The sequence below is a fragment of the Staphylococcus sp. IVB6240 genome, assembly GCF_025558425.1.
In the GTDB taxonomy this organism is placed as follows: Bacteria; Bacillota; Bacilli; order Staphylococcales; family Staphylococcaceae; genus Staphylococcus.
Window position 1 is genome coordinate 1,179,166 of sequence record NZ_CP094718.1, and the last position, 22,279, is coordinate 1,201,444.

General features: G+C 34.7%; 27 protein-coding genes and 1 riboswitch. Of the genes, 24 read left to right on the plus strand and 3 right to left on the minus strand.

Annotation, left to right across the window (positions count from 1 at the left end):
• The 9 genes from comGC to gcvPB all read left to right on the plus strand — a co-directional run bounded on the left by comGC (position 1) and on the right by gcvPB (position 6,190).
• The gene (comGC, locus tag MUA88_RS05760; protein WP_262603246.1) at positions 1-321 is read left to right on the plus strand and encodes a competence type IV pilus major pilin ComGC; all 321 of its coding nucleotides are present in this window, start codon (positions 1-3) and stop codon (positions 319-321) included.
• The gene (gene comGD / locus MUA88_RS05765) at positions 299-745 is read left to right on the plus strand and encodes a competence type IV pilus minor pilin ComGD (protein ID WP_262605199.1); all 447 of its coding nucleotides are present in this window, start codon (positions 299-301) and stop codon (positions 743-745) included. Before comGC ends, comGD begins: the two co-directional genes overlap by 23 nt.
• Positions 738-1,031 carry a prepilin-type N-terminal cleavage/methylation domain-containing protein gene (locus tag MUA88_RS05770; RefSeq protein WP_262605200.1) on the plus strand — a complete coding sequence of 98 codons (294 nt, stop codon included), beginning with the start codon at positions 738-740 and terminating at the stop codon, positions 1,029-1,031. The genes comGD and MUA88_RS05770 overlap by 8 nt, the downstream gene beginning before the upstream one ends.
• A complete protein-coding gene (locus tag MUA88_RS05775) occupies positions 1,024-1,200 on the plus strand; it encodes a hypothetical protein (protein WP_262605201.1) in 177 nt (58 codons plus the stop codon). The genes MUA88_RS05770 and MUA88_RS05775 overlap by 8 nt, the downstream gene beginning before the upstream one ends.
• 26 nt (positions 1,201-1,226) lie before the next feature.
• Positions 1,227-1,421, plus strand: coding sequence for a hypothetical protein (locus tag MUA88_RS10950; RefSeq protein ID WP_481906610.1), 195 nt, complete (start codon positions 1,227-1,229; stop codon positions 1,419-1,421).
• 165 nt (positions 1,422-1,586) lie between these two features.
• Complete coding sequence (locus MUA88_RS05780) at positions 1,587-2,111, plus strand: shikimate kinase (protein WP_262605202.1); 525 nt, start codon at positions 1,587-1,589, stop codon at positions 2,109-2,111.
• A riboswitch (glycine riboswitch) is annotated at positions 2,098-2,193 on the plus strand. It overlaps the preceding gene by 14 nt.
• A gap of 78 nt (positions 2,194-2,271) precedes the next feature.
• Positions 2,272-3,363 (plus strand): glycine cleavage system aminomethyltransferase GcvT, encoded by a 1,092-nt coding sequence (gene gcvT / locus MUA88_RS05785; protein WP_262603250.1) that lies wholly within the window; start codon positions 2,272-2,274, stop codon positions 3,361-3,363.
• Between the two features lie 12 nt (positions 3,364-3,375).
• Positions 3,376-4,725: an aminomethyl-transferring glycine dehydrogenase subunit GcvPA gene (gcvPA, locus tag MUA88_RS05790; RefSeq protein ID WP_262605203.1), complete on the plus strand. Its 1,350-nt coding sequence runs from the start codon at positions 3,376-3,378 to the stop codon at positions 4,723-4,725.
• Positions 4,715-6,190 (plus strand): aminomethyl-transferring glycine dehydrogenase subunit GcvPB, encoded by a 1,476-nt coding sequence (gcvPB, locus tag MUA88_RS05795; RefSeq protein WP_262605204.1) that lies wholly within the window; start codon positions 4,715-4,717, stop codon positions 6,188-6,190. Before gcvPA ends, gcvPB begins: the two co-directional genes overlap by 11 nt.
• A 55-nt stretch (positions 6,191-6,245) precedes the next feature.
• On the opposite strand, the gene MUA88_RS05800 is transcribed toward gcvPB, so the two are convergent.
• Positions 6,246-6,632 (minus strand): rhodanese-like domain-containing protein, encoded by a 387-nt coding sequence (locus tag MUA88_RS05800; RefSeq protein ID WP_262603253.1) that lies wholly within the window; start codon positions 6,630-6,632, stop codon positions 6,246-6,248.
• 126 nt (positions 6,633-6,758) lie between these two features.
• On the opposite strand from MUA88_RS05800, the gene MUA88_RS05805 reads away from it, so the two are divergent.
• Entirely contained in the window at positions 6,759-7,589 is an 831-nt protein-coding gene (locus MUA88_RS05805; RefSeq protein WP_262605205.1) for a lipoate--protein ligase family protein, read from the plus strand.
• Positions 7,590-7,646: 57 nt separating this feature from the next.
• Here MUA88_RS05805 and MUA88_RS05810 read toward each other — a convergent pair whose 3' ends face one another.
• Together MUA88_RS05810 and MUA88_RS05815 are read right to left on the minus strand one after the other, a co-directional pair.
• Positions 7,647-7,877, minus strand: coding sequence for an SA1362 family protein (locus tag MUA88_RS05810; protein WP_262603255.1), 231 nt, complete (start codon positions 7,875-7,877; stop codon positions 7,647-7,649).
• 11 nt (positions 7,878-7,888) lie between these two features.
• Positions 7,889-8,497, minus strand: coding sequence for a hypothetical protein (locus MUA88_RS05815; protein WP_262603256.1), 609 nt, complete (start codon positions 8,495-8,497; stop codon positions 7,889-7,891).
• A 91-nt stretch (positions 8,498-8,588) separates the two neighbouring features.
• Between MUA88_RS05815 and MUA88_RS05820 the strand changes: the two genes are divergently transcribed.
• The 14 genes from MUA88_RS05820 (at position 8,589) to buk (ending at position 22,271) form a co-directional block, all read left to right on the plus strand.
• Complete coding sequence (locus MUA88_RS05820) at positions 8,589-9,659, plus strand: M24 family metallopeptidase (RefSeq protein ID WP_262605206.1); 1,071 nt, start codon at positions 8,589-8,591, stop codon at positions 9,657-9,659.
• 18 nt (positions 9,660-9,677) lie between these two features.
• Positions 9,678-10,235, plus strand: a complete 558-nt coding sequence (efp, locus tag MUA88_RS05825; protein WP_262603258.1) for an elongation factor P — start codon at positions 9,678-9,680, stop codon at positions 10,233-10,235.
• A 148-nt stretch (positions 10,236-10,383) separates the two neighbouring features.
• On the plus strand, positions 10,384-10,833 hold the full coding sequence (gene accB / locus MUA88_RS05830) for an acetyl-CoA carboxylase biotin carboxyl carrier protein (RefSeq protein ID WP_262603259.1): 450 nt from the start codon (positions 10,384-10,386) through the stop codon (positions 10,831-10,833).
• Position 10,834: 1 nt separating this feature from the next.
• The gene (gene accC, locus MUA88_RS05835; protein ID WP_262605207.1) at positions 10,835-12,190 is read left to right on the plus strand and encodes an acetyl-CoA carboxylase biotin carboxylase subunit; all 1,356 of its coding nucleotides are present in this window, start codon (positions 10,835-10,837) and stop codon (positions 12,188-12,190) included.
• A gap of 20 nt (positions 12,191-12,210) precedes the next feature.
• Positions 12,211-12,582, plus strand: a complete 372-nt coding sequence (locus MUA88_RS05840) for an Asp23/Gls24 family envelope stress response protein (protein WP_262603261.1) — start codon at positions 12,211-12,213, stop codon at positions 12,580-12,582.
• 23 nt (positions 12,583-12,605) lie between these two features.
• Positions 12,606-12,992 (plus strand): transcription antitermination factor NusB, encoded by a 387-nt coding sequence (gene nusB, locus MUA88_RS05845; protein WP_262603262.1) that lies wholly within the window; start codon positions 12,606-12,608, stop codon positions 12,990-12,992.
• A 14-nt stretch (positions 12,993-13,006) separates the two neighbouring features.
• Positions 13,007-14,350 (plus strand): exodeoxyribonuclease VII large subunit, encoded by a 1,344-nt coding sequence (gene xseA, locus MUA88_RS05850; RefSeq protein ID WP_262603263.1) that lies wholly within the window; start codon positions 13,007-13,009, stop codon positions 14,348-14,350.
• The gene (locus MUA88_RS05855) at positions 14,337-14,561 is read left to right on the plus strand and encodes an exodeoxyribonuclease VII small subunit (RefSeq protein WP_262603264.1); all 225 of its coding nucleotides are present in this window, start codon (positions 14,337-14,339) and stop codon (positions 14,559-14,561) included. The genes xseA and MUA88_RS05855 overlap by 14 nt, the downstream gene beginning before the upstream one ends.
• Positions 14,542-15,423 (plus strand): polyprenyl synthetase family protein, encoded by an 882-nt coding sequence (locus tag MUA88_RS05860; protein WP_262605124.1) that lies wholly within the window; start codon positions 14,542-14,544, stop codon positions 15,421-15,423. Before MUA88_RS05855 ends, MUA88_RS05860 begins: the two co-directional genes overlap by 20 nt.
• Positions 15,424-15,492: 69 nt before the next feature.
• Positions 15,493-17,361 carry a 1-deoxy-D-xylulose-5-phosphate synthase gene (gene dxs / locus MUA88_RS05865; RefSeq protein ID WP_262605946.1) on the plus strand — a complete coding sequence of 623 codons (1,869 nt, stop codon included), beginning with the start codon at positions 15,493-15,495 and terminating at the stop codon, positions 17,359-17,361.
• Between the two features lie 736 nt (positions 17,362-18,097).
• Positions 18,098-18,550 carry a transcriptional regulator AhrC/ArgR gene (gene ahrC, locus MUA88_RS05870; RefSeq protein ID WP_262558230.1) on the plus strand — a complete coding sequence of 151 codons (453 nt, stop codon included), beginning with the start codon at positions 18,098-18,100 and terminating at the stop codon, positions 18,548-18,550.
• A gap of 13 nt (positions 18,551-18,563) precedes the next feature.
• Positions 18,564-20,243: a DNA repair protein RecN gene (recN, locus tag MUA88_RS05875; protein ID WP_262605208.1), complete on the plus strand. Its 1,680-nt coding sequence runs from the start codon at positions 18,564-18,566 to the stop codon at positions 20,241-20,243.
• Between the two features lie 16 nt (positions 20,244-20,259).
• Positions 20,260-21,156, plus strand: a complete 897-nt coding sequence (locus MUA88_RS05880; protein WP_262605209.1) for a phosphate acyltransferase — start codon at positions 20,260-20,262, stop codon at positions 21,154-21,156.
• A 56-nt stretch (positions 21,157-21,212) separates the two neighbouring features.
• Complete coding sequence (gene buk, locus MUA88_RS05885; protein ID WP_262603267.1) at positions 21,213-22,271, plus strand: butyrate kinase; 1,059 nt, start codon at positions 21,213-21,215, stop codon at positions 22,269-22,271.
• Positions 22,272-22,279: the final 8 nt, after the last annotated feature.

Genomic DNA, 22,279 nt, shown 5'->3' on the forward strand with positions numbered 1-22,279 from the left:
ATGAAACAATTACTATCAAAATTGCGACAAACGAAAGGATTCACACTCATTGAGATGCTACTCGTTTTACTGATTATAAGTGTACTTCTCATTTTAATTATCCCAAATATCGCAAAACAATCTGATCATATTCAAAAAACAGGATGCAAAGCACAAATGCGCCTTGTCGACAGTCAAATAGAAGCCTATACTTTAAAATTTAATCAAAAACCAAATTCGATAGATGATTTAATTCGGGAAGGGTATTTAAAAGATGTTCAAAAGACTTGTAAATCTGGGGAAACAATTCGTATTCAAAATGGCGAGGCCGTTGCATCATAAAAATGTTTTTACCTTAGTCGAAATGTTAATTGTTATGTGCGTTATTTCTATCACGTTGTACCTCTTTATGACTATTAAATCATCGATGTATTCACAACAAAACATAAAAGATCAAATCAAGTTATTGACAAGCAAGATTGATTATTACCAGGCATATGCTATCAAACATAGGCAAACAGTACTCATGGTATTTCGCCCAAACAAAAATAATATTCGAGTTGTATTTCAAAATGGCCAAAAGGATATCGTGATACCATTGTCACCTTTACATCTTGATGAAGGAAGTACACTTAATACAATTGCTTTTGACAAAGATGGGAATATCTTGAAATTCGGTAAATTAAAGTTCCAATATATGCAATATCATTTTGACTTAATATTTCATATCGAACAAGGGAGGTATCGTATTGTAAGTAATGAATAAAAAAGGTTATACACTGTTAGAAGCGCTTTTTGCATTTTTTCTATTTTCTATCATCTGTTTTTCACTCATTCCAATATTACAGCAACTAGAATCAACATATTCAGAGGCGAAACAAGAGCTTGAACTCAGAAGAACTTTATTTTTCTACCTTAAGGAAAACTTAACTGAAAGGCACAAGCAAATTGATCAATATGTCATTGATTTCGTTCATAATAAAATATGTATCTCAAATATTCAAAATCATTCTCAATACTGCCAAAAAATCGAACGGTTTCACCATGATTGAAGCATTATTATCACTTTATATACAGATGCTTGTTGTTACTTTGATACCTGTATTGATTTTTACACTTATCAATTTTAGGACCAGCTTTATCAACGACGACACATTTGTACAAGAACTGATGGTTAAAGAAATTGGTCACCATCTTCATGAATCAACTGTAAAAAAGTAGACATTCATCATCAATGTTTAGAAATAATACAGGATCACACCAAATATACGTATCAAATTAACCATTTAAAATTGATCAAACAAGTAAATGATCAAGGAAATATTACAGTCTTAAATGGTGTGAAAAATATTCAATACACAAGGTTATCAAAGAAAAACTTTAAAATTACCATTTCATTATTAGAAGGGAACACCTGGATTGAAAAAACATTTATTATCTAATCAAGGCTTTACTTTACCAATTCTATTTGTCATCTTTAGCGCGTACATGCTATTCATCTCTTTCATTATGGTTATTTATACCTTAAAATTAAATGCATTAGATTCACTTTCAGACTATTATAAAAATGAAATAAGATTATTACTTGAAACGAAAGAGGTGAGAGGATGAATCGATTAAAACGACCCATTATTCTAGTTGGGTTTATGGGTTCAGGAAAATCATCAATTGGAAAGGCATTGGCAAAACGTCACAATTATCGTTTTATAGATTTGGACCAACATATCGCTTCATCTGAAAAAATGTCAATTCCTGATATTTTTAAGCATGATGGCGAGACAACATTCCGTTTATATGAACAAAAATATCTTAAAGAAACGCTCCATAAATATGATATTATCTCAACGGGTGGGGGCATTATTACAAATGATAAAACATTTCAATTTTTAAAGACGTTAAATGCAGAGATCATCTGGTTGGACGCACCATTTTCAATCTTATATCAACGGGTTAAAGGAGACCCCAACCGTCCAAACGCAAAGAACAGTAATTATGAAACATTAAAAAACTTGTACTTATCACGTGTTTCACGATATAATGAAATCGCATTCATGAAGGTGACAACTAAGAATACTATGGATGAAACGCTTCATGAAATTGAAAACAATATTTTTGCGAATGACCAATATTAGAGAGAATGGTAGGAGACCATCGCCGAAGGAGCAAATAATACTGAATTATGAAACTCTCAGGCAAAAGGATAATATTGTGACGCATTCCTGAAGATACTTCAACAGGGTCGTATTATCCTATTTAATACGCCCTGTTTTATTTTTTATAGGAGGGTATGTTATGACACAAGAGTTGAAACAAACGCCATTGTATCAAGAATATGTTGATGCTGGTGCAAAAATTGTAGAGTTTGGTGGCTGGGCGATGCCCGTACAATTCTCTAGTATCAAAGAGGAGCACAATGCAGTGCGTTCGAAAGTTGGCTTGTTTGATGTCAGTCACATGGGGGAAATTTTGATTGAGGGAGAGCAAGCACTTGATTTAGTTCAATATGTACTCTCAAATGATGCAGGTCTACTTACAGATCAAAAAGCGCAATATACTTGTTTATGTAATGAACAAGGTGGGGTCATTGATGATCTTGTAGCCTACAAGTTGAATGATGAGAAGGTATTGCTCGTTGTCAATGCAGCAAATACTGAGAAAGACTACAATTGGATTGTAGAACATTCAGGTAACTTAAATGCGAAAGTGTCAAATGTTTCAGCATCATATGGTCAACTTGCTGTCCAAGGTCCAGAAGCAAGAAAATTGGTACAAGAAAACACAGACGTTGATGTAAGCGAAATGGGCATGTTTGAGTTTTATCAAGATGCAACAGTCTTTGGTAAAAACGTCATTTTATCTCAATCTGGTTACACAGGTGAAGATGGTTTTGAAATCTATTGTTCTAGTGAAGATGTCGTATCACTTTGGAAGTCTTTATTAGAAAATGATGTGACACCTTGTGGTTTAGGTGCCCGTGACACATTAAGATTAGAAGCTGGACTCCCTTTACATGGTCAAGATCTTTCAGAAGACATCACACCATATGAAGGTGGCGTTGCATTCGCAGCAAAACCATTAATCGATGCAGACTTTATTGGTAAATCTGTATTGAAAGACCATAAAGAAAATGGTGCACCAAGAAGAACAATCGGTCTCCAAATGATTGATAAAGGTATTCCACGTACAGGTTATCCAATCTTAGATACTGATGGAAATGAAATTGGTGTCGTAACATCAGGGACACAGTCACCTTCAACAGGAAAATCAATCGGCTTAGGTCTCATTCAACGTGATGCGTTTGAAATGGGCAAAGAAATTCTTGTTCAAGTAAGAAAACGTCAAGTAAAAGCAAAAATCGTTAAGAAAAATCAAATTGAAAAATAAGGGGTGAAGGCATTGAGTCATCGTTATATTCCATTAACTGAAAAAGATGAAAAACAAATGCTAGATACGATTGGTGTTAATTCAATTCAAGATTTATTTAATGATGTTCCTAAAAATGTCTTATTAGACAGAGATTTAGGCATTGCAGATGCAGAATCTGAAACACAACTTTTAAAAAGATTAAATCGTGTAGCGAGCAAAAATATCACAAAAGAAACACATACAAGTTTCTTAGGTGCTGGGGTTTATGATCATTACGCGCCATCTGTTGTTGACGCAATGATTTCTCGCTCTGAGTTCTATACAGCATATACACCTTACCAACCTGAAATTTCACAAGGTGAATTACAAGCAATATTTGAATTCCAAACAATGATTTGTGAATTAACTGGAATGGATGTTGCTAACTCATCAATGTATGATGGTATGACAAGTTTTGCAGAAGCTTGTTTACTTGCATGGGGTAAAACTAAGAAACGTAAGCTTGTTGTTTCTAAAGGATTACACTACCAAGCGCTTCAAGTATTACACACATACTCTAATATTCGAGATCAATATGAAGTGGTTGAAGTTGATTTAGATGGAACAATTACTGACTTAGAAAAATTAGAAGCGGCAATTGATGATGATACAGCAGCAGTTGCTGTTCAATATCCAAACTTCTTTGGTTCTATTGAAGATTTAGAAAAGATTAAATCATTTGTTGAAGGTACGAAAGCATTATTTATTGTTTATGCAAATCCACTTGCACTTGGTTTATTGACACCACCTGGAGAATTTGGTGCAGACATCGTTGTAGGTGATACGCAAGTCTTTGGTATTCCATCACAATTTGGTGGTCCACACTGTGGCTACTTTGCAACAACTAAAAAATTAATGCGCAAAGTACCTGGTCGTTTAGTCGGTCAAACACAAGATGATGAAGGTAACCGTGGCTTTGTATTAACATTACAAGCGCGTGAACAACATATTCGTCGTGAAACAGCAACTTCTAACATCTGTTCAAACCAAGCACTGAATGCTTTGGCTTCATCAATCGCAATGTCAGCGTTAGGTAAGCAAGGTTTACAGGATATTTCAGAACAAAATATGGAAAATGCTAACTATGCGAAAGAAGCATTTAAAGCGCGTGGTTTCGATGTATTAGATGGTGTTTCTTATAATGAGTTTGTTGTTAAATTTAATCAACCAATCGCAGAAATCAATAAAAAGTTATTAGACTTTGACATTATTGGTGGATTTGACTTAAGCGTAGTAGATACTTCATTCGATAACCATATGCTTGTAGCAGTGACTGAGCTACGCACAAAAGCAGAAATTGATTATTTTGTAGAGAAAGCTGGTGAGCTCAATGACAAGTAAATCAAGCCCATTAATTTTTGAACGCTCAAAAGAAGGACGTTATGCCTATTCATTACCACCTAAAGAAATTGATAACGGCGTTGCTAAAAAATTATTAGATGATAAATTTATTCGCAAAAATAAAGCAGAGTTTCCTGAAGTGTCAGAGTTAGACCTTATTAGACACTACACTGAACTTTCAAATAAAAACTTTGGTGTAGATTCAGGTTTCTATCCACTTGGTTCTTGTACAATGAAGTACAATCCGAAAATTAATGAAAAGGTAGCACGTATTGCTGGATTTACAGAATCACATCCTTTACAAGAAGTTGATCAAGCACAAGGTTCTCTTGAAATTATTTATTCATTACAAGAAGAATTAAAAGAAATTACAGGTATGGATGAAATCTCATTACAACCTGCAGCAGGTGCACATGGTGAATGGACAGCCTTAATGATTTTCAAAGCGTATCATATTAAGAATGGTGATACACAACGTGATGAAGTCATTGTTCCTGACTCTGCACATGGTACTAACCCTGCATCAGCTGTATTTGCTGGATTTAACGTTGTGACTGTTAAATCAAATGAAAAGGGCGAAGTGGATATTGATCACTTAAAAGAATTAGTCAGTGAAAAAACAGCTGCTATCATGTTAACAAACCCAAATACATTAGGTATTTTTGAAACAAATATCATGGAAATTCGTGATATTGTACATGAAGCAGGTGGATTATTATATTATGATGGTGCGAATTTAAATGCCATCATGGATAAAGTACGTCCTGGTGACATGGGCTTCGATGCTGTTCACTTAAACTTGCATAAAACATTCACAGGTCCTCACGGTGGGGGCGGTCCTGGTTCAGGTCCAATCGGTGTTAAAAAAGCATTGCACGAATTCTTACCAAAACCACTTGTTGTAAAAAATGGTGACAAGTTTGAATATGATAACTCAATGGAAAAATCTATTGGTCGTGTAAAACCATTCTATGGTAACTTCGGTATTTATTTACGTGCCTATACGTATATCCGTTCAATGGGTTATCAAGGACTCAAAGAAGTTTCTGAAGCAGCAGTATTAAATGCGAACTATATGAAAGCACGCTTGAAAGATGCCTTTGTTATTCCATTTGATCAATACTGTAAACATGAATTTGTACTTAGCGGAACGAAACAAAAGAAATTGGGTGTTAGAACACTTGATATGGCAAAACGTCTATTAGACTTTGGTGTACATCCACCAACTGTTTACTTCCCACTTATCGTTGAAGAAGGTATGATGATTGAGCCTACAGAAACAGAATCTAAAGAAACACTTGATCATTTCTGTGATGTACTGATTCAAATTGCAAAAGAAGCAGAAGAAAATCCTGATATCGTATTAGAAGCACCACATACAACTGTAATTGATCGTTTAGACGAAACAACAGCAGCAAGAAAACCTATTTTAAAATTTGAAGGTTTAAAAGCTGAAAAAGAATAGCATTATGAATAATAAAAATCCTAGAGTTTAAAAGTAAAACTCTAGGATTTTTTTATTATTTTTTGGACTTTACTTTACCAGTCCACTTTTTGTATCCGCCTTTAAGCATATATAATTCTTGATAACCTTTTCTTTTTAGCGTTCTTGCCGCTCTGTAGCTTGCGATACCATTTGCATCTACTAAGTAAATTGGCTGATCTTTTCTTAACCCTTGATAACGCTGGCGAAACACTGTCATTGGAATATTTCTAGCCCCAATAATATGACCATAGTCATAATCCGCTTTTTCACGTAAATCGATGACTTGCGCTTTACGTAAACCTTGTTGAAATTCATCTTGATTTAATTCATTTACTGCTCTTTTATTCAACATAAATTGGACAACCATCCAAACAATAAGAGCGGCTAAAATGATTAAAATAATCACAGCTGTATTACTCATCTTGCATCCTCCCTCAAATACCGATATTATTATTATAAGACTGATAAGATAAATTATCAAAATTTTTATGTTAAAATAACATATCGAAATGTGACATAGACAACTCAGCAAATGGAGGCAATAATTGTGACTGAAACTTGGCATTTTATTCATACAGGTAGCCATGATCCATACTATAATATGGCATTAGATGAGGCATTGCTCAATTTTGTTTCAAGAGGCGAAATTGATCCTGTTGTCCGCTTCTATACATGGTCTCCACCCACACTATCAATTGGATACTTTCAGCGATTAGAGAAGGAAATCGATATCGATAAAGTAAAAGAAAAAGGTTACGGTTTAGTCCGTCGACAAACAGGGGGAAGAGGAGTATTACATGACAAAGAGTTAACATATAGTGTCATTGTGCCAGAATCTCATCCAGACATGCCTAAAACCGTCACTGAAGCGTATAGAGTCATTTCTAACGGCTTACTTGAAGGCTTTAAATTATTAGGCTTTGATGCATATTTTTCTATTCCACGTTCAAAAGAAGAGCGCGAAAAATTGAAACAGCCTAGAAGTTCTGTATGCTTTGACGCACCAAGCTGGTATGAACTCGTCGTAGAAGGTAAAAAAATTGCAGGTAGCGCACAGACAAGACAAAAAGGGGTTATTCTTCAACACGGTTCTATTTTACAAGATGTTGATATTGATGACTTATTTGATATGTTCATCTTTAAAAATGATCGCTTAAAAGCAAAAATGAAAGAAGCATTCGTTGAAAAAGCCATTGCAATTAATGATTTATCAGATAGACATGTGACACTTGAAGAAATGGAAAAAGCCTTTAAAGAAGGATTCCAAAAAGGACTTAATATTGAATTTAAGCCATTAGCGCTTACAGAGGCACAGTTAGAAGAAGTCAGATCACTTGAAGAGAAATATCGTTCTAAAGAATTTTTATATCGAAAATAGAAACAAGGCAGTATGTCATCTATTATATTAAATAATGACATACTGCCTCTTCTTTTTTTATCTGCGTTTACGATATTTCCATTTATTTTTCCAAACAGCTTTTTTATATTTTCTTTGATCTTCAGTAAGAAAAAAGAAGAAATAGACTAAATAAATGACACCTATTATTACAATCATTGTTATAAGTGTATTTGTAATACTATATAAAAATGCCTCGAGATTCATAATAAGCCCAATAAATGCGATCAGTGCTATAAACCCAAATAAAATCTTTTGAAAAACACTCATATTTATCCTCCTTATTGTTGTTGTGCTCCATCAGACGTATCAACTTTAATATTTGTTAATTTTTGACGTCCTTCTTGAATCATTTTCTCATCTTTTTTAACATAACCTTTTCGAATTGTTTGGAAGGAATCATGGACTGTTTTTTGGACATTTTGAACGTCTTTATGCTGTTTTTTCACTTGCTCATCTTTTTCTACAACATTCAGTATCTCTGCATCATCTTTATAACGCTCAACGGCCAACTCATGGTCATCAATAACAGCTTCTAATTTTTCTATTACTTTTTCTTTTCTTTTATTCTCTAAAACCTCTCTGTCTAATGTTTCATAGGCATTAATAATACTTGTTACGTCACTATAATATTTTGAAGACACTTCGTAATAACTTGCGATTTGATGGTTTTCTCTCGCTTTTTTCGTATCTTTCGTATCCTTAACCAATGCAGCTAAATGCTTTTCTTTTGATGCATTATCATTTTTCAATGATTGATTTTCTAATTTTAATTCATGATTCGATTCTTGAAGTTTTGTACTTTGTTCTTCTAGAGGAAGCAGATTTTGATTACCGCAACCTGCCAATAACACAAATGTACTAAAGCTTAAAAATATAATTTTTTTCATTTTTAACTCCTGTTTCGATGTTTTACGCTATACATCACTCTATTTTAAGGTATCATATAAATAAGTACAAATATTCTAGGAGGGGGTTTTATTGAAACACCGTACTGAAAAGGCAAGACAAATATTAAAGGATCAAGATTTGGATGCATTACTCGTATTGACAGACTATAATCGCCGCTATCTATCAGGGTTCTCTGGTACAAGTGGCGCGTTGATCATTACGGAGTCTGAACTGTTGCTATTCACAGATTTTCGCTATACAGAACAAGCGACGAAACAAGCAGATGCGTTTACAATTGTTGAACAACAAGGGGACCTGGTTTCAACATTAAAAACGCATATTCAAGAAAACAAATATCAAAAAGTGGGTTTTGAAGGCCATCTCGTTTCATATGACACATACGTAAAGCTTAATGAAGGGTCACATGAATTATTACCAATCGGACAAGAAATCGAGGAAGTCAGAATGGTTAAAGATGAAGCAGAAATCGCAAATATTCAAAAAGCTGCTGAAATTGTAGATAAAGCCTACGAATATATTTTAACTGTTGCCAAACCAGGGATGACAGAAAAAGAATTAAAAGCACACCTAGAAAGTAAGATGTTGCATTTAGGTGCAGACGATACGTCATTTGATACAATTGTAGCTTCTGGTTATCGTGGTGCCTTACCACACGGTGTCGCATCTGACAAAGTGATTGAGTCAGGCGATATGGTTACATTAGATTTTGGTGCTTATTATAATGGCTATGTTTCTGACATTACACGTACATTTGCTGTCGGACAACCTTCAGATGAAATGATTAAAATTTATAATATCGTGTTAGAAGCACAAAAGACGGCTGTATCACAAATTAAGGCAGGTATGACAGGCGTTGAAGTTGATAAAATTGCACGTGATATTATTGCCGAAGCAGGATACGGTGAGAACTTTGGTCACTCACTCGGACATGGTATTGGTTTAGAGATTCATGAGGGCCCTAATTTATCACATAAAGCAGATAATGTTCTAGTACCAAATCATTGCGTGACGATCGAACCGGGTATCTATGTAAATGGTTTAGGTGGTGTTCGCATTGAAGATGATATTTTAATTCAAGAAAATGGCGGTCAATGCTTTACTAATTCAACAAAAGACCTTATTATTTTAAAAGAAGAGTGATTCTGAGGAGGAAACATAATGATTTCTGTAAATGATTTTAAAACAGGATTAACCATTTCAGTAGATAATGGTATTTGGAAAGTATTAGAATTCCAACACGTTAAACCAGGGAAAGGTGCTGCATTCGTAAGATCAAAATTACGTAACTTACGTACAGGTGCCATTCAAGAAAAAACATTCCGTGGTGGCGAAAAAGTTGAGCCAGCTATGATTGAAAATCGTCGTATGCAATATTTATATGCAGACGGTGACACACATATCTTCATGGACAACGAAACTTTTGAACAAACTGAATTATCAACTGCATATTTAGAACACGAATTAAAGTTCTTGAAAGCAAACATGGATGTTCATATTCAAACATACGAAGGAGAAACAATTGGTATTGAATTACCAAAAACTGTTGAACTTGAAGTAACTGAAACAGAACCTGGTATCAAAGGTGATACAGCAACAGGTGCAACTAAGTCAGCAACAGTTGAAACTGGCTATTCTTTAAACGTACCATTATTTGTAAACCAAGGAGACGTATTAGTCATCAATACTTCTGATGGTAGCTACGTTTCACGTTCATAATTATGCGACTGGGAAAATCAAATTTACATTTGAATTTCCCAGTTTTTTCGACATTAGTTAACACCTATCAATTATGACTTTGCTTGAATTGACCCTATCCCTCAAGTAAAATGATTAAATACAAATCATTAATGAGGGAGTAACCAATATGAACTTTAATGAGATAAAAGAATTAATTGAAATGCTGGATCAATCTAGTTTAACGGAAATTAAAATTGAAAATAAAGAATCAAAGATTAGTTTAAAAAAAGAAAAGATTACGCAACACGTAACAGCTGCATCTGTTCCAAATGTTGCACAAATCAATCCAGAACCTGTATCTGTTGAATCAGCAGAACCTGTTATCACAGAAGATACGTCTGATCTCAAAACAATTAACGCACCTATGGTCGGTACATTCTATAAGGCACCTTCACCTGAAGAAAGCCCTTATGTTCAAATTGGAGACCAAGTCAGTCCTGAAACAACAGTTTGTATTTTAGAAGCAATGAAGCTATTCAACGAAATTCAAGCTGAAGTCACTGGTGAAATTGTTGAAGTATTAGTAGAAGACGGTCAAATGGTTGAGTATGGCCAAGCATTGTTCAAGGTGAAATAACATGAAAAAAGTATTAGTGGCCAATCGTGGTGAGATTGCTGTACGTATTATACGTGCATGCCATGAATTAGGGATTCAAACAGTAGCCATTTATTCTGAAGGCGATAAAGATGCATTACATACTCAACTAGCTGATGAAGCATACTGTGTGGGGCCTAAGCAATCTAAAGATTCATACTTAAATATTCCGAACATCCTTTCTATCGCAACATCAACAGGATGTGACGGTATTCATCCTGGATATGGCTTTTTAGCTGAAAACAGCGACTTTGCAGAGCTTTGTGAAGCCGTTCAGTTGAAATTTATAGGGCCTAGCTATCAATCCATACAAAAAATGGGCATTAAAGATGTCGCAAAGGAAGAAATGAAACGCGCCAATGTCCCTGTTGTACCAGGAAGTGATGGACTTGTTAATACGATAGATGAGGCAATTGAAACAGCAAACGATATCGGTTACCCAGTCATTATTAAAGCAACTGCCGGTGGTGGAGGCAAAGGGATTCGCATTGCACGCGATGAAGAATCTTTAATTAATGGATACAAGATGACACAACAAGAAGCAGAAACAGCATTTGGCAATGGGGGCCTGTATCTTGAAAAATTCATTGAAAATTTCCGCCATATAGAAATTCAAATCATTGGTGATGAACATGGCAATGTCATTCATTTAGGTGAACGTGATTGTACGATTCAAAGACGTATGCAAAAGCTCGTTGAAGAATCACCATCGCCCATTTTAACTGATAAAAAAAGAACAGAAATGGGTGAAGCCGCTGTACGAGCAGCTCAAGCAGTTGGCTATTACAACGCAGGGACAATTGAATTTATTTATGATTTAGATGATGATGCGTTCTATTTCATGGAGATGAATACTAGGATTCAAGTTGAGCATCCAGTCACTGAAGCTGTCACTGGTGTAGATTTATTAAAATTACAACTCAAAGTAGCTATGGGTGAAGCATTACCATATAAACAAGAGGATATTAAAATTTGTGGACATGCGATGGAGTTTCGTATCAATGCTGAAAATCCATACAAAAACTTTATGCCGTCTCCAGGCGTCATTACACAATACCTCACACCAGGTGGCTATGGGGTCAGAATAGATTCTGCATGTTATATGAACTATACCATTCCACCATACTATGATTCGATGGTTGCGAAATTAATTATACATGGTGAAACACGTGAAGAGGTTATTCAAACAAGTTTACGTGCATTAAATGAATTTGTCATAATGGGGATTGATACGACCGTACCATTCCATATTCGTTTACTCCAACATCCAGTCTTCCAAAAAGGCATTTTTAATACGAAATTTTTAGATATTCATGATGTGATGAATGAAGAAGTATAACCAAAACGGAGGTTAAAACAATGTCAAAATCAATTGAAAATTATAATCCTAACCTAGGAAATGTAGAAATCGTACCTGAAGTTATCTCAGTCATTGCGAGTATTGCTGCTTCTGAGGTCAAGGGTGTTCATGGCATGTTCTCAGATAAAAAGAATTCAACGCTAGAACGCCTAGGTCGTAAAAATTTAAGTAAAGGTGTCAAAATTGAAACATCAGATAATGAAATTATTATCAATGTTTATTGTTCATTAAAATATGGTGTGAATATTTCAGATACGGCATTAAAAGTACAGGAGTCAATTCATAATGCAATTAAAACAATGACGGCATTAACACCAAAACAAGTCAATGTGCATATTACACACATCGATATGGGCAAGCCTAAAAGCTAATTTTGACAGAATGGAGCATTAACATGAGTAGAAAACAAGCGAGAAGCCAAGCTTTCCAAACTTTATTTCAACTAGAAATGAAAAATTCAGATTTAACCATTGATGAAGCAATCAGTTTTATTAAAGATGATTATCCAGATCTTGATTTTGACTTTATTCAATGGCTTGTTTCTGGCGTTAAAGATCACGAACCAGTGTTAGATGAGACCATTTCACCACATCTAAATGGTTGGACGATTCCACGTTTATTAAAATCTGATCGTATTATTTTAAGAATGGCAACGTTTGAGCTTCTTCATAGTGACACGCCTCCAAAGGTCATTATTAATGAAGCTGTGGAACTAACAAAGCAATTCTCGGACGATGACCATTACAAGTTTGTGAATGGGGTATTAAGTAATATTAACTAAGATTGAGTGATATCATGGAAAAATATTTAACGGTCTCTGCATTAACTAAATATATCAAGTATAAGTTTGACCAGGATCCACATCTCCAATCAGTGCTCATAAAAGGAGAGCTTTCTAACTTTAAACGTCATAGCAGTGGGCATCTCTATTTTGCATTAAAAGATGAAAATAGTGTGATTAACGCAATGATGTTTAAAGGTGTTGCAAATCAACTTGATTTTAACCCTAAAGAAGGGGATCAAGTTATCGTTGAGGCACGTGTATCCGTCTATGAGCGTCGTGGTAGCTATCAAATCTATGTCAACAAAATGCAATTGGATGGCATTGGTAATCTTTACCAAAAATATGAACAGCTTAGATTAAAGCTTACAAAAGAAGGATATTTTGATGCTGCACATAAAAAGCCCATTCCACAGTATCCTAAGAAAATAGCGATTATCACAGCAAGTACTGGTGCAGCAATTCGAGATATTTTAAATACAATACAAAGTAGATACCCACTGGTTGAGCCAGTAAAAATCAGTGCGCTCGTTCAAGGAACACAAGCTGCTGAAGATATCGTAGAAAAATTAAAATATGCAGATTCTTTAGATGTTGATACGATTATCGTAGGCCGTGGTGGTGGTTCTATTGAAGATCTGTGGAGTTTTAACGAAGAAATCGTTGTGAAAGCAATATTCGACTGCAACACACCCGTTATCTCTGCGGTGGGACACGAAACGGATACAACCCTTAGTGATTATGTGGCAGATGTTCGTGCGGCAACACCCACACAAGCAGCCATGATTGCAACACCAGACCAACAAGAGTTGTATCAATTATTAGAAAAGAGTCAAAACTATTTAAATCGATATATTAATCAATATTTAAAACATGCGAGACAATCGTTAACAAGATATCAAGATTACTATAAATTTAAGCAACCCACATTGCTTTATGAGCAACACATTCAAAAAAGAGATGATTTAGATAGAACCATGCATCAAGCCATGGACATGATTATCCAAAAGCAACAACAACGGTTACAATTATTGGAACAACGTTTTTATGTTCGTCATTTATATGATTCAATCAAAAACAATCAACATAAGATCAGTCAATCAAAAGAAACATTAAATCAACAGATTAAACAACGATTGAGACAAAAAGAACAAGCGTTGGTTCAACAAGTTACCTCTTTGGATAACTTAAGTCCAACTAAAACGATGTTGCGTGGATACTCAATTGTTAAAAAAGACGGCGATGTTATAACAAGTAGCCGTGATTTATCTTCAGGAAACGCAATTGAAATAACAATGAAAGATGGCAAGGTGGATGCCATTATTGAAAAGGTGGGGTATGACGATGACAACAGATAACCAATCTTTTGAAACAATGATGCATGAATTAGAAGAAATCGTTAAACAATTAGATAATGACACCATTTCTCTTGAAGAATCACTTGCGTTATATCAAAAAGGTATTGCACTTTCAAAAGCATGTGAAAAAACTTTAAAAGAAGCAGAAAATAAAGTTTCAAAATTAATTGAAGATGAGGCTGATGATGTCAATGAATCAAAGTCTGAATAAACTGTTAGCAACTTTTAATGAAACATTAGAGACGAGTATTGAGCACTCAAAATTAGAGACCGACCTTGAAAAAAGTATGCGCTATTCTTTAGAGGCGGGTGGCAAACGAGTACGTCCTTTATTACTTTTAGCAACTTTAGAGATGTTAAAACCTAATCAAAGTCATTTAGGATTACATACGGCTCTAGCGCTAGAAATGATACACACATACTCTTTAATACATGATGATTTGCCTGCAATGGATGATGATGATCTACGTCGTGGTAAACCAACAAACCATAAGGTATATGGTGAATGGTTAGCGATTCTGGCTGGTGATTCACTCTTAACAAAAGCATTTGAAGTCATCAGTGATGATACACAATTAGATGCTGAAACACGTGTGAAATTGATTTCGGCATTAAGTCATGCGAGTGGTCACCGTGGTATGGTAGGTGGACAAACACTAGATATGCAAAGTGAGTCACTAAAAGTACCACTAACAATTCTTGAACAAATCCACCGTCATAAAACGGGCGCTTTAATTAGATTCGCTGTAGAAGCAGCGACAATTATTGCAAATATTGATAAGACTGAACAACAACAGCTTATTGATTTTGCAGATTACTTAGGTATCATTTTTCAAATAAAAGATGATTTGCTGGATCAATACGGCACGACTGAATCATTAGGGAAACAAACGGGTAGTGACGATGCGAATAATAAATCGACATATGTAACTTTATTAGGTCGTGAAGATGCTGAAGCCATTTTGGCACGTCAAGTTGCTGATGCCGAAGCCATTTTAACTACACTTTCTCAAAAATATGATACAACTGATTTAGATTATTTGTTAAAACTTTTTTATCAACGTCAAAATTAATTTATTTCTATCTCGACAGATAAATGGGTGGTATAATCGAAAGAGATAAAGATAAAGGGTGATATGAATATGGATATACGTACGATTAAGGATCCGTCATTCTTAAAAAGTCTTTCTGTAGAAGAACTTGAATCATTGAGCGAAAATATACGTCAATTTTTAATAGAAAAATGCTCTGTAACTGGTGGGCATATCGGAGCAAACCTAGGTGTCGTTGAATTAACAATTGCATTACATAAACACTATCACAGTCCAAGTGATAAAATTATTTGGGATGTTGGGCATCAAAGCTACATTCATAAAATTTTGACGGGACGCGCAAATCAATTTGATACATTAAGACAATATAAAGGATTATGCGGTTTTCCAAAGTTAAGAGAATCAGAGCATGACGTATGGGAAGCAGGACATAGTTCTACTTCACTGTCTGCTGCAATGGGTATGGCCAAAGCAAGAGATATTTTAGGTCATTCTAATCATATCATACCAATCATTGGTGATGGGGCACTAACGGGCGGTATGGCATTAGAAGCTTTAAACAGTATCGGTCATGATCGCACAAACATGACAATTATTTTAAATGACAATGAAATGAGTATTGCACCTAATGTTGGCGCTATGCACAATATGTTAGGTCGTATTCGTATGAATCAAGGCTATAATCGTTTGAAAGTAGATGCTGAAACAGTATTAAGTCGTATACCTGGTGGTAGTCGACTTCGTGAATCTGCTGACAGACTGAAAGATAGTATAAAATATTTAGTTGTAGATGGTGCATTTTTTGAAGAATTAGGTATTCGTTACATTGGGCCTGTAGATGGTCATAACTTTGAAGAGTTAGAACATGCACTTAAGACAGCAGACTCTATTGAGAAACCTGTGCTTATACATGTTGTCACGAAAAAAGGGAAAGGTTACCATCCAGCTGAAAATGATAAGATTGGTACTTGGCATGGTCTAGGACCATACAAACTTGACACAGGTGAACAAATTAAAGGTCAGCCTAAGGGACCTTCATGGAGTCAGTTAATGTCCGATGAAATTTTATCTTATGCACGAAATGATAAACGTGTCGTGGCGATAACACCTGCTATGCCAGTAGGTTCTAAACTGACAAAATTCCAATCTGAGCTTCCAGATCAATTCTTTGATGTGGGAATTGCAGAACAGCATGCTGTCACAATGGCTGCAGGTTTAGCAATTGAAGGCATGAGACCTTATGTCGCAATTTACTCTACATTCTTACAACGCGCTTATGATCAGGTATTGCATGATGTTGACCGACAAAAGTTAAATGTCATCTTTGGTATTGATCGTTCGGGCCTTGTAGGTGCTGATGGAGAAACGCATCAAGGCGTCTTTGACATTGGCTTCTTAACACAATTTCCAAACATGGTAGTGATGATGCCAAAAGATGAAAATGAAGCGAAGGACATGGTTTATACAGCCATGGAATATCAAGATGGGCCAATAGCAATTAGATATCCTCGTGGAAATGGTCTGGGCGTTGAAATGAGTGATAAAAGAGAAGCATTGCCAATAGGAAAATGGGAAACAATCAGTGAAGGGACAGACGTGGCTTTGATTGCTTATGGTCCAACTGTTGATACCATTAAACAAGTGGCAGCTTCCCTAAAAGAACAAAACATTCATGCAACACTCATAAATGCACGTTACCTTAAACCTATGGATATTGATTTACTACATCAACTTGGTAAATCCAATATTCCGATTATCACAGTTGAAGAGAATATGTTAAATGGTGGTCTTGGTAGTCTCATCAGTAACTTTATGACAGACCATGCTTATCATAATAAGTTGAAACGTCTAGGTATCGATGATATTTACATTGAACACGGTGACGTTGAACAAATTCTTCAAGATATCGGATTAGATGCAGCTTCAATAGAACTAACTGTTAAAGCACTTTTAAAATAATAAATAGAATTCAAAAAATGTTTGAAATATATAAGCACCCTATAGAGGGACACAGCATTGTGTGACCATCTATAGGGTTATTTTCATTGGCTTTAAAATAGTTGCTTTTAATGAACAACTTTTATTGTTGATAGCGATAGTGTAAAATGATATTAAGTAAGGAGTTGATCAATAATGAATGGTGGTTTATTTACTGTTATATTTGTTTGTTGTTTCCTTTTACCTATTATCATATCTCAAAATGTAAATAGAAAAAAATGAACTTAATCTTACATCTGCATTTCTCAATTATTGAAACGACAAACTAATGCATACTTCATATGTCAAATAACTGTAGAAATCTGTCCTTACATACCTCAAGAATATAAATATTTTCTTTCGCTATTGTCAATAGGTCTCATAAACGATTTTAAAAGATGCATCATGTCTTCATTTTATTTTTGCATAAATAGAACAAGAGAGCATGAGCATTTTTGTATCCACTGATGTAAAAATAAAATGATGTATATTCAGATTCATATGCTGATTTCATTTATAAATAACTATGTTAAATGTAAGTTCCACTACAATTTTATGCATATTCAAACAATGATTTATTAGAAAAATCAAATTTCTCTTTATTCGTAATCTTGTTCAATTACTTGATATTTCTTCACTTATACGAATAGAACAAGTATGATAATGATTCAACTTATGCTAAAATCTTTGTATAAATATTCGTTATGGGGTGCATATTATGCCTAAAAAATCGGTTAGACATATAAAGATTAGAGAAATTATTTCGAATGAACAGATAGAGACACAAGATGAACTTGTAAAACGATTAAATGACTTTGATATGAATGTGACACAAGCAACTGTTTCACGAGATATTAAAGAGCTACAACTTATTAAAGTGCCAACACCAACCGGGGAATATATTTATAGTTTGCCAAATGATCGTCGCTACCATCCACTTGAAAAATTAGGGCGATATTTGATGGATTCATTTGTGAAAATTGATGGTACCGATAACTTGCTTGTTTTGAAAACTTTACCAGGGAACGCTCAATCCATCGGTGCTATTTTAGATCAGATTGATTGGGAAGAAGTACTTGGTACGATTTGCGGCGATGATACATGTTTAATTATATGCCGTAGCAAGCAAGATGCTGAAACAATCAAAAATCAAATTTTTAATATGTTATAAGGATGAGATAAACATGTTACAAAGTCTATCAATTAAACAATTTGCTATTATTGATGAACTTGAAATTCAATTTTCAGATGGCTTAACTGTATTAAGCGGGGAAACAGGTGCAGGTAAGTCTATTATTATTGATGCAATCGGTCAGTTGATTGGTATGCGTGCTTCATCTGATTTTGTACGCCACGGGGAGAAAAAAGCAATTATAGAAGGTCTTTTTGATATTGATAACGCCAAAGAAGCCATTCATATGTTAAGTGAATTAGGTATCGATATTAATGAGGATTTTTTAATTGTAAAACGCGAAATATTTAATTCTGGAAAAAGTGTTTGTCGAATTAATAACCAAACTGTGACATTACATGATTTACGTCAAGTTATGCAAGAACTCTTGGATATACATGGTCAGCACGAAACACAAGCTTTATTAAAACAAAAATATCATGTTGAGTTACTCGATAAATATGCTGATGGTGGCTATGATGATGCGCTTAATGCATACCATGACACATATGATTTACATCAAAAAAAATTAGCTGAACTTGCAGAATTAGAGTCAGCAGATCAAGCGCTTTTACAACGCTTAGACTTAATGAAGTTCCAGTATGAAGAATTGAAAGAAGCTAAACTCCAAGAAGATGAAGTGACACAATTAGAGACAGATATTAAACGCATACAAAACTCAGAGCAATTAAGTTTGGCATTAAATAATGCTTATATCACATTAACAGATGAACATGCGATTACTGATCGTCTGTATGAGCTCAGCACACAGTTACAAAATATTGATCAAATTTTACCTGATACGTATGCATCATTAAAAGAGCAAGTAGATCAGTTTTACTATTTATTAGAAGATACAAAACATCAATTGTATGATGAAATGAATCAGAATGACTTTGATGAGCAAATGTTAAATGAATTAGAGTCACGTATGAATTTATTGAATAATTTAAAACGTAAATATGGAAAAGATATTCCAGAATTAATCACGTATCAGACGAAACTTGAAGATGAAATAAATAAAATAGAAAACTATGAAGAATCAACAGCGCAATTACGTGCTGATATTCAACAATTAGCTGAGCAATTAATGACAGATGGTAAAAAATTATCACAAGAACGTCGTAAAGTAGCTAGAACATTACGTGACCATATTGTACAAGAAATTCAAAATTTACAAATGAAAGATGCAAATCTAGAAATTTCATTTAAGCCTTATGAAAAACCTCAAAAAGATGGCATTGAACATATTGAATTTTTAATTAGTCCTAATAAAGGAGAACCTTTAAAAAGTTTAAACAAAATTGCTAGTGGTGGGGAACTTTCGCGAATTATGTTAGCACTTAAGAGTATCTTCGTCAGTTCACGTGGCCAAACAGCTATTTTATTCGATGAGGTGGATTCAGGTGTATCTGGTCAAGCAGCGCAAAAAATGGCCGAAAAGATGAAACAAATTGCATCTGTAATTCAAGTGATTTGTATTTCCCATTTACCGCAAGTTGCGTCAATGAGTGATCATCATCTCTATATTTCTAAACGTGAAAAAGATGATAGAACAACAACATCGGTTCAAGAATTAACGGGTGAGGATCGCATTGAAGAAGTTGCACGTATGATTTCAGGTGCAGTTGTCACAGATTTAACGAAACAAAGTGCAAAAGAAATGATAGAACAAAATCAAACTTTTAATTAATAAGGTGGGATGATTGATGTCTTTCGAACAAATGTTAACTGTACAGACGCCATCAGACGTTCATATTGCTGTGGTCAATGCGCATAATGAAACAACGATTCGTGTGATATGCCATATACTTGAAACAACAACAGCTTCATTTTCTTTATATAATACCCAAGATGTTTCAGAATTAATTCGTTCTTTTGATCTAACAGCTAATATGTTCGCGCGTATCAGTATGCAGACTTTTGAATCCGAAGAAGATGCATTAACACAGTGTATGAAAGATTTAGATGATGGTCGTGCAAACATTCTTATGAAAGGGCACATACCGACATCTCATTTGTTATCAGCTGTTTTAAAACACAACAGTAAGCAGGGGCAACATTTTTTAAATCATGTCGCACTATTTGATATACCAGATTATCATAAACCATTAATGATATCTGATGTTGCTCTAAATATTCAGCCGACTAAATCAGACATGAAAGCAATGATTGATAATATTTCAATATTCGCTAAACAACTTGATTATAAAACATTAAAAATCGCACTACTTTCATCTACAGAAACAATACAGTCAAAACTACCTTCTTCTATTCAAGCTCAGGAAATCAAAAATATGTTTATGAAACAAGATACATCATCATTAATGGTTGACGGTCCCTTTGCACTCGACAATATCATCGATAAGAAAAGCGCGCTTCAAAAAGGGATCCAATCAGAAGTTGCCGGAGATGCTGATGTGATTATTGTGCCTCACTTAGATGTTGGTAATGCACTATATAAATCACTGACTTATTTTGGTCATGCACAAGTGGCAAGTGTTGTAATAGGGGCACGTTTTCCAATCGTTTTAACATCAAGAGCAGACAGTATGTCAAACAAAATCAATGCCATTCAACTCGCAATGAAAATTCTTGTAAAATAATTTTTTTAGCAGTATACTAAGTCAATCGAGATGTCTTTTATAAGTAGGTGATAATTATGGCATTCATTTTAGTTCTAAACCTAGGCAGTACATCTAGTAAAATTGCTGTTTATCAATCGGAAAAATGTCTTTATGAAGAAAATTTGATACATGATGCAGTGATGTTATCTCGACCCGTTTTTGAACAAATTAATGAACGTCAAACAAGCATCGAACAGACACTCGAAAACAATGATTTCCAAATTAAAGATATTGACATGATTGCCTGCAGGGGCGGTCTTTTAAAGCCTATAAAAGGTGGCACATATGTCGTAAATGATATGATGTATGACGATCTTTTAGATGGTAAATATGGAAAACATGCTGCCAATTTAAGTGGCATTATTGGCTACCAAATTGGAAAGGCATATGACATTCCAGTGTATACGACTGACCCTGTAGTCATTGACGAACTTATCGATGAAGTACGTTTAACAGGAATACCTAGTATTAAGCGCAAAAGTATCTTTCATGCATTGAATCACAAAGCAGTAGCACGTCGTTATGCAAACAAAGTAAATAAGTCTTATCATGACCTCAATCTTATTGTTGCGCATCTAGGCGGGGGCGTGAGTATTGCTGCTCATCACCATGGTGAAGTGATTGATGTAAATGATGCGTTATACGGTGAAGGACCTATGGCATTGACACGTTCAGGTACAATTCCTAATGACCTACTTTTAAAATTTGCAGAAGACAACCATTATTCGGTCAATGATATGAAAGATTACATCACACGCCATGCTGGTATTCAAGCTTATACACAGTCGACAGATTTTAAAAGCATTATGTCGCAGTATAAAAAGCAAAAAAATGTGACAATACTTATAGACGCCTTTATGATTCAAATCAGTAAAATGATTGCAGAACGTGCAGCCGTTCTAAAAGGGCAAGTCGACCAGATTCTTTTAACAGGTGGTTTAAGTTATAGTAAGCCATTTGTAAATCTTATCAGCGAACACACCGAATGGATTGCGCCTGTCACTGTTTTTGCAGGTGAATATGAAATGGTCACATTAGCAGAGCAAGCATTGAAAGCTTATCGTCATGAAATATCTGTCAGTTCTTATTGTTAGGGGAGACA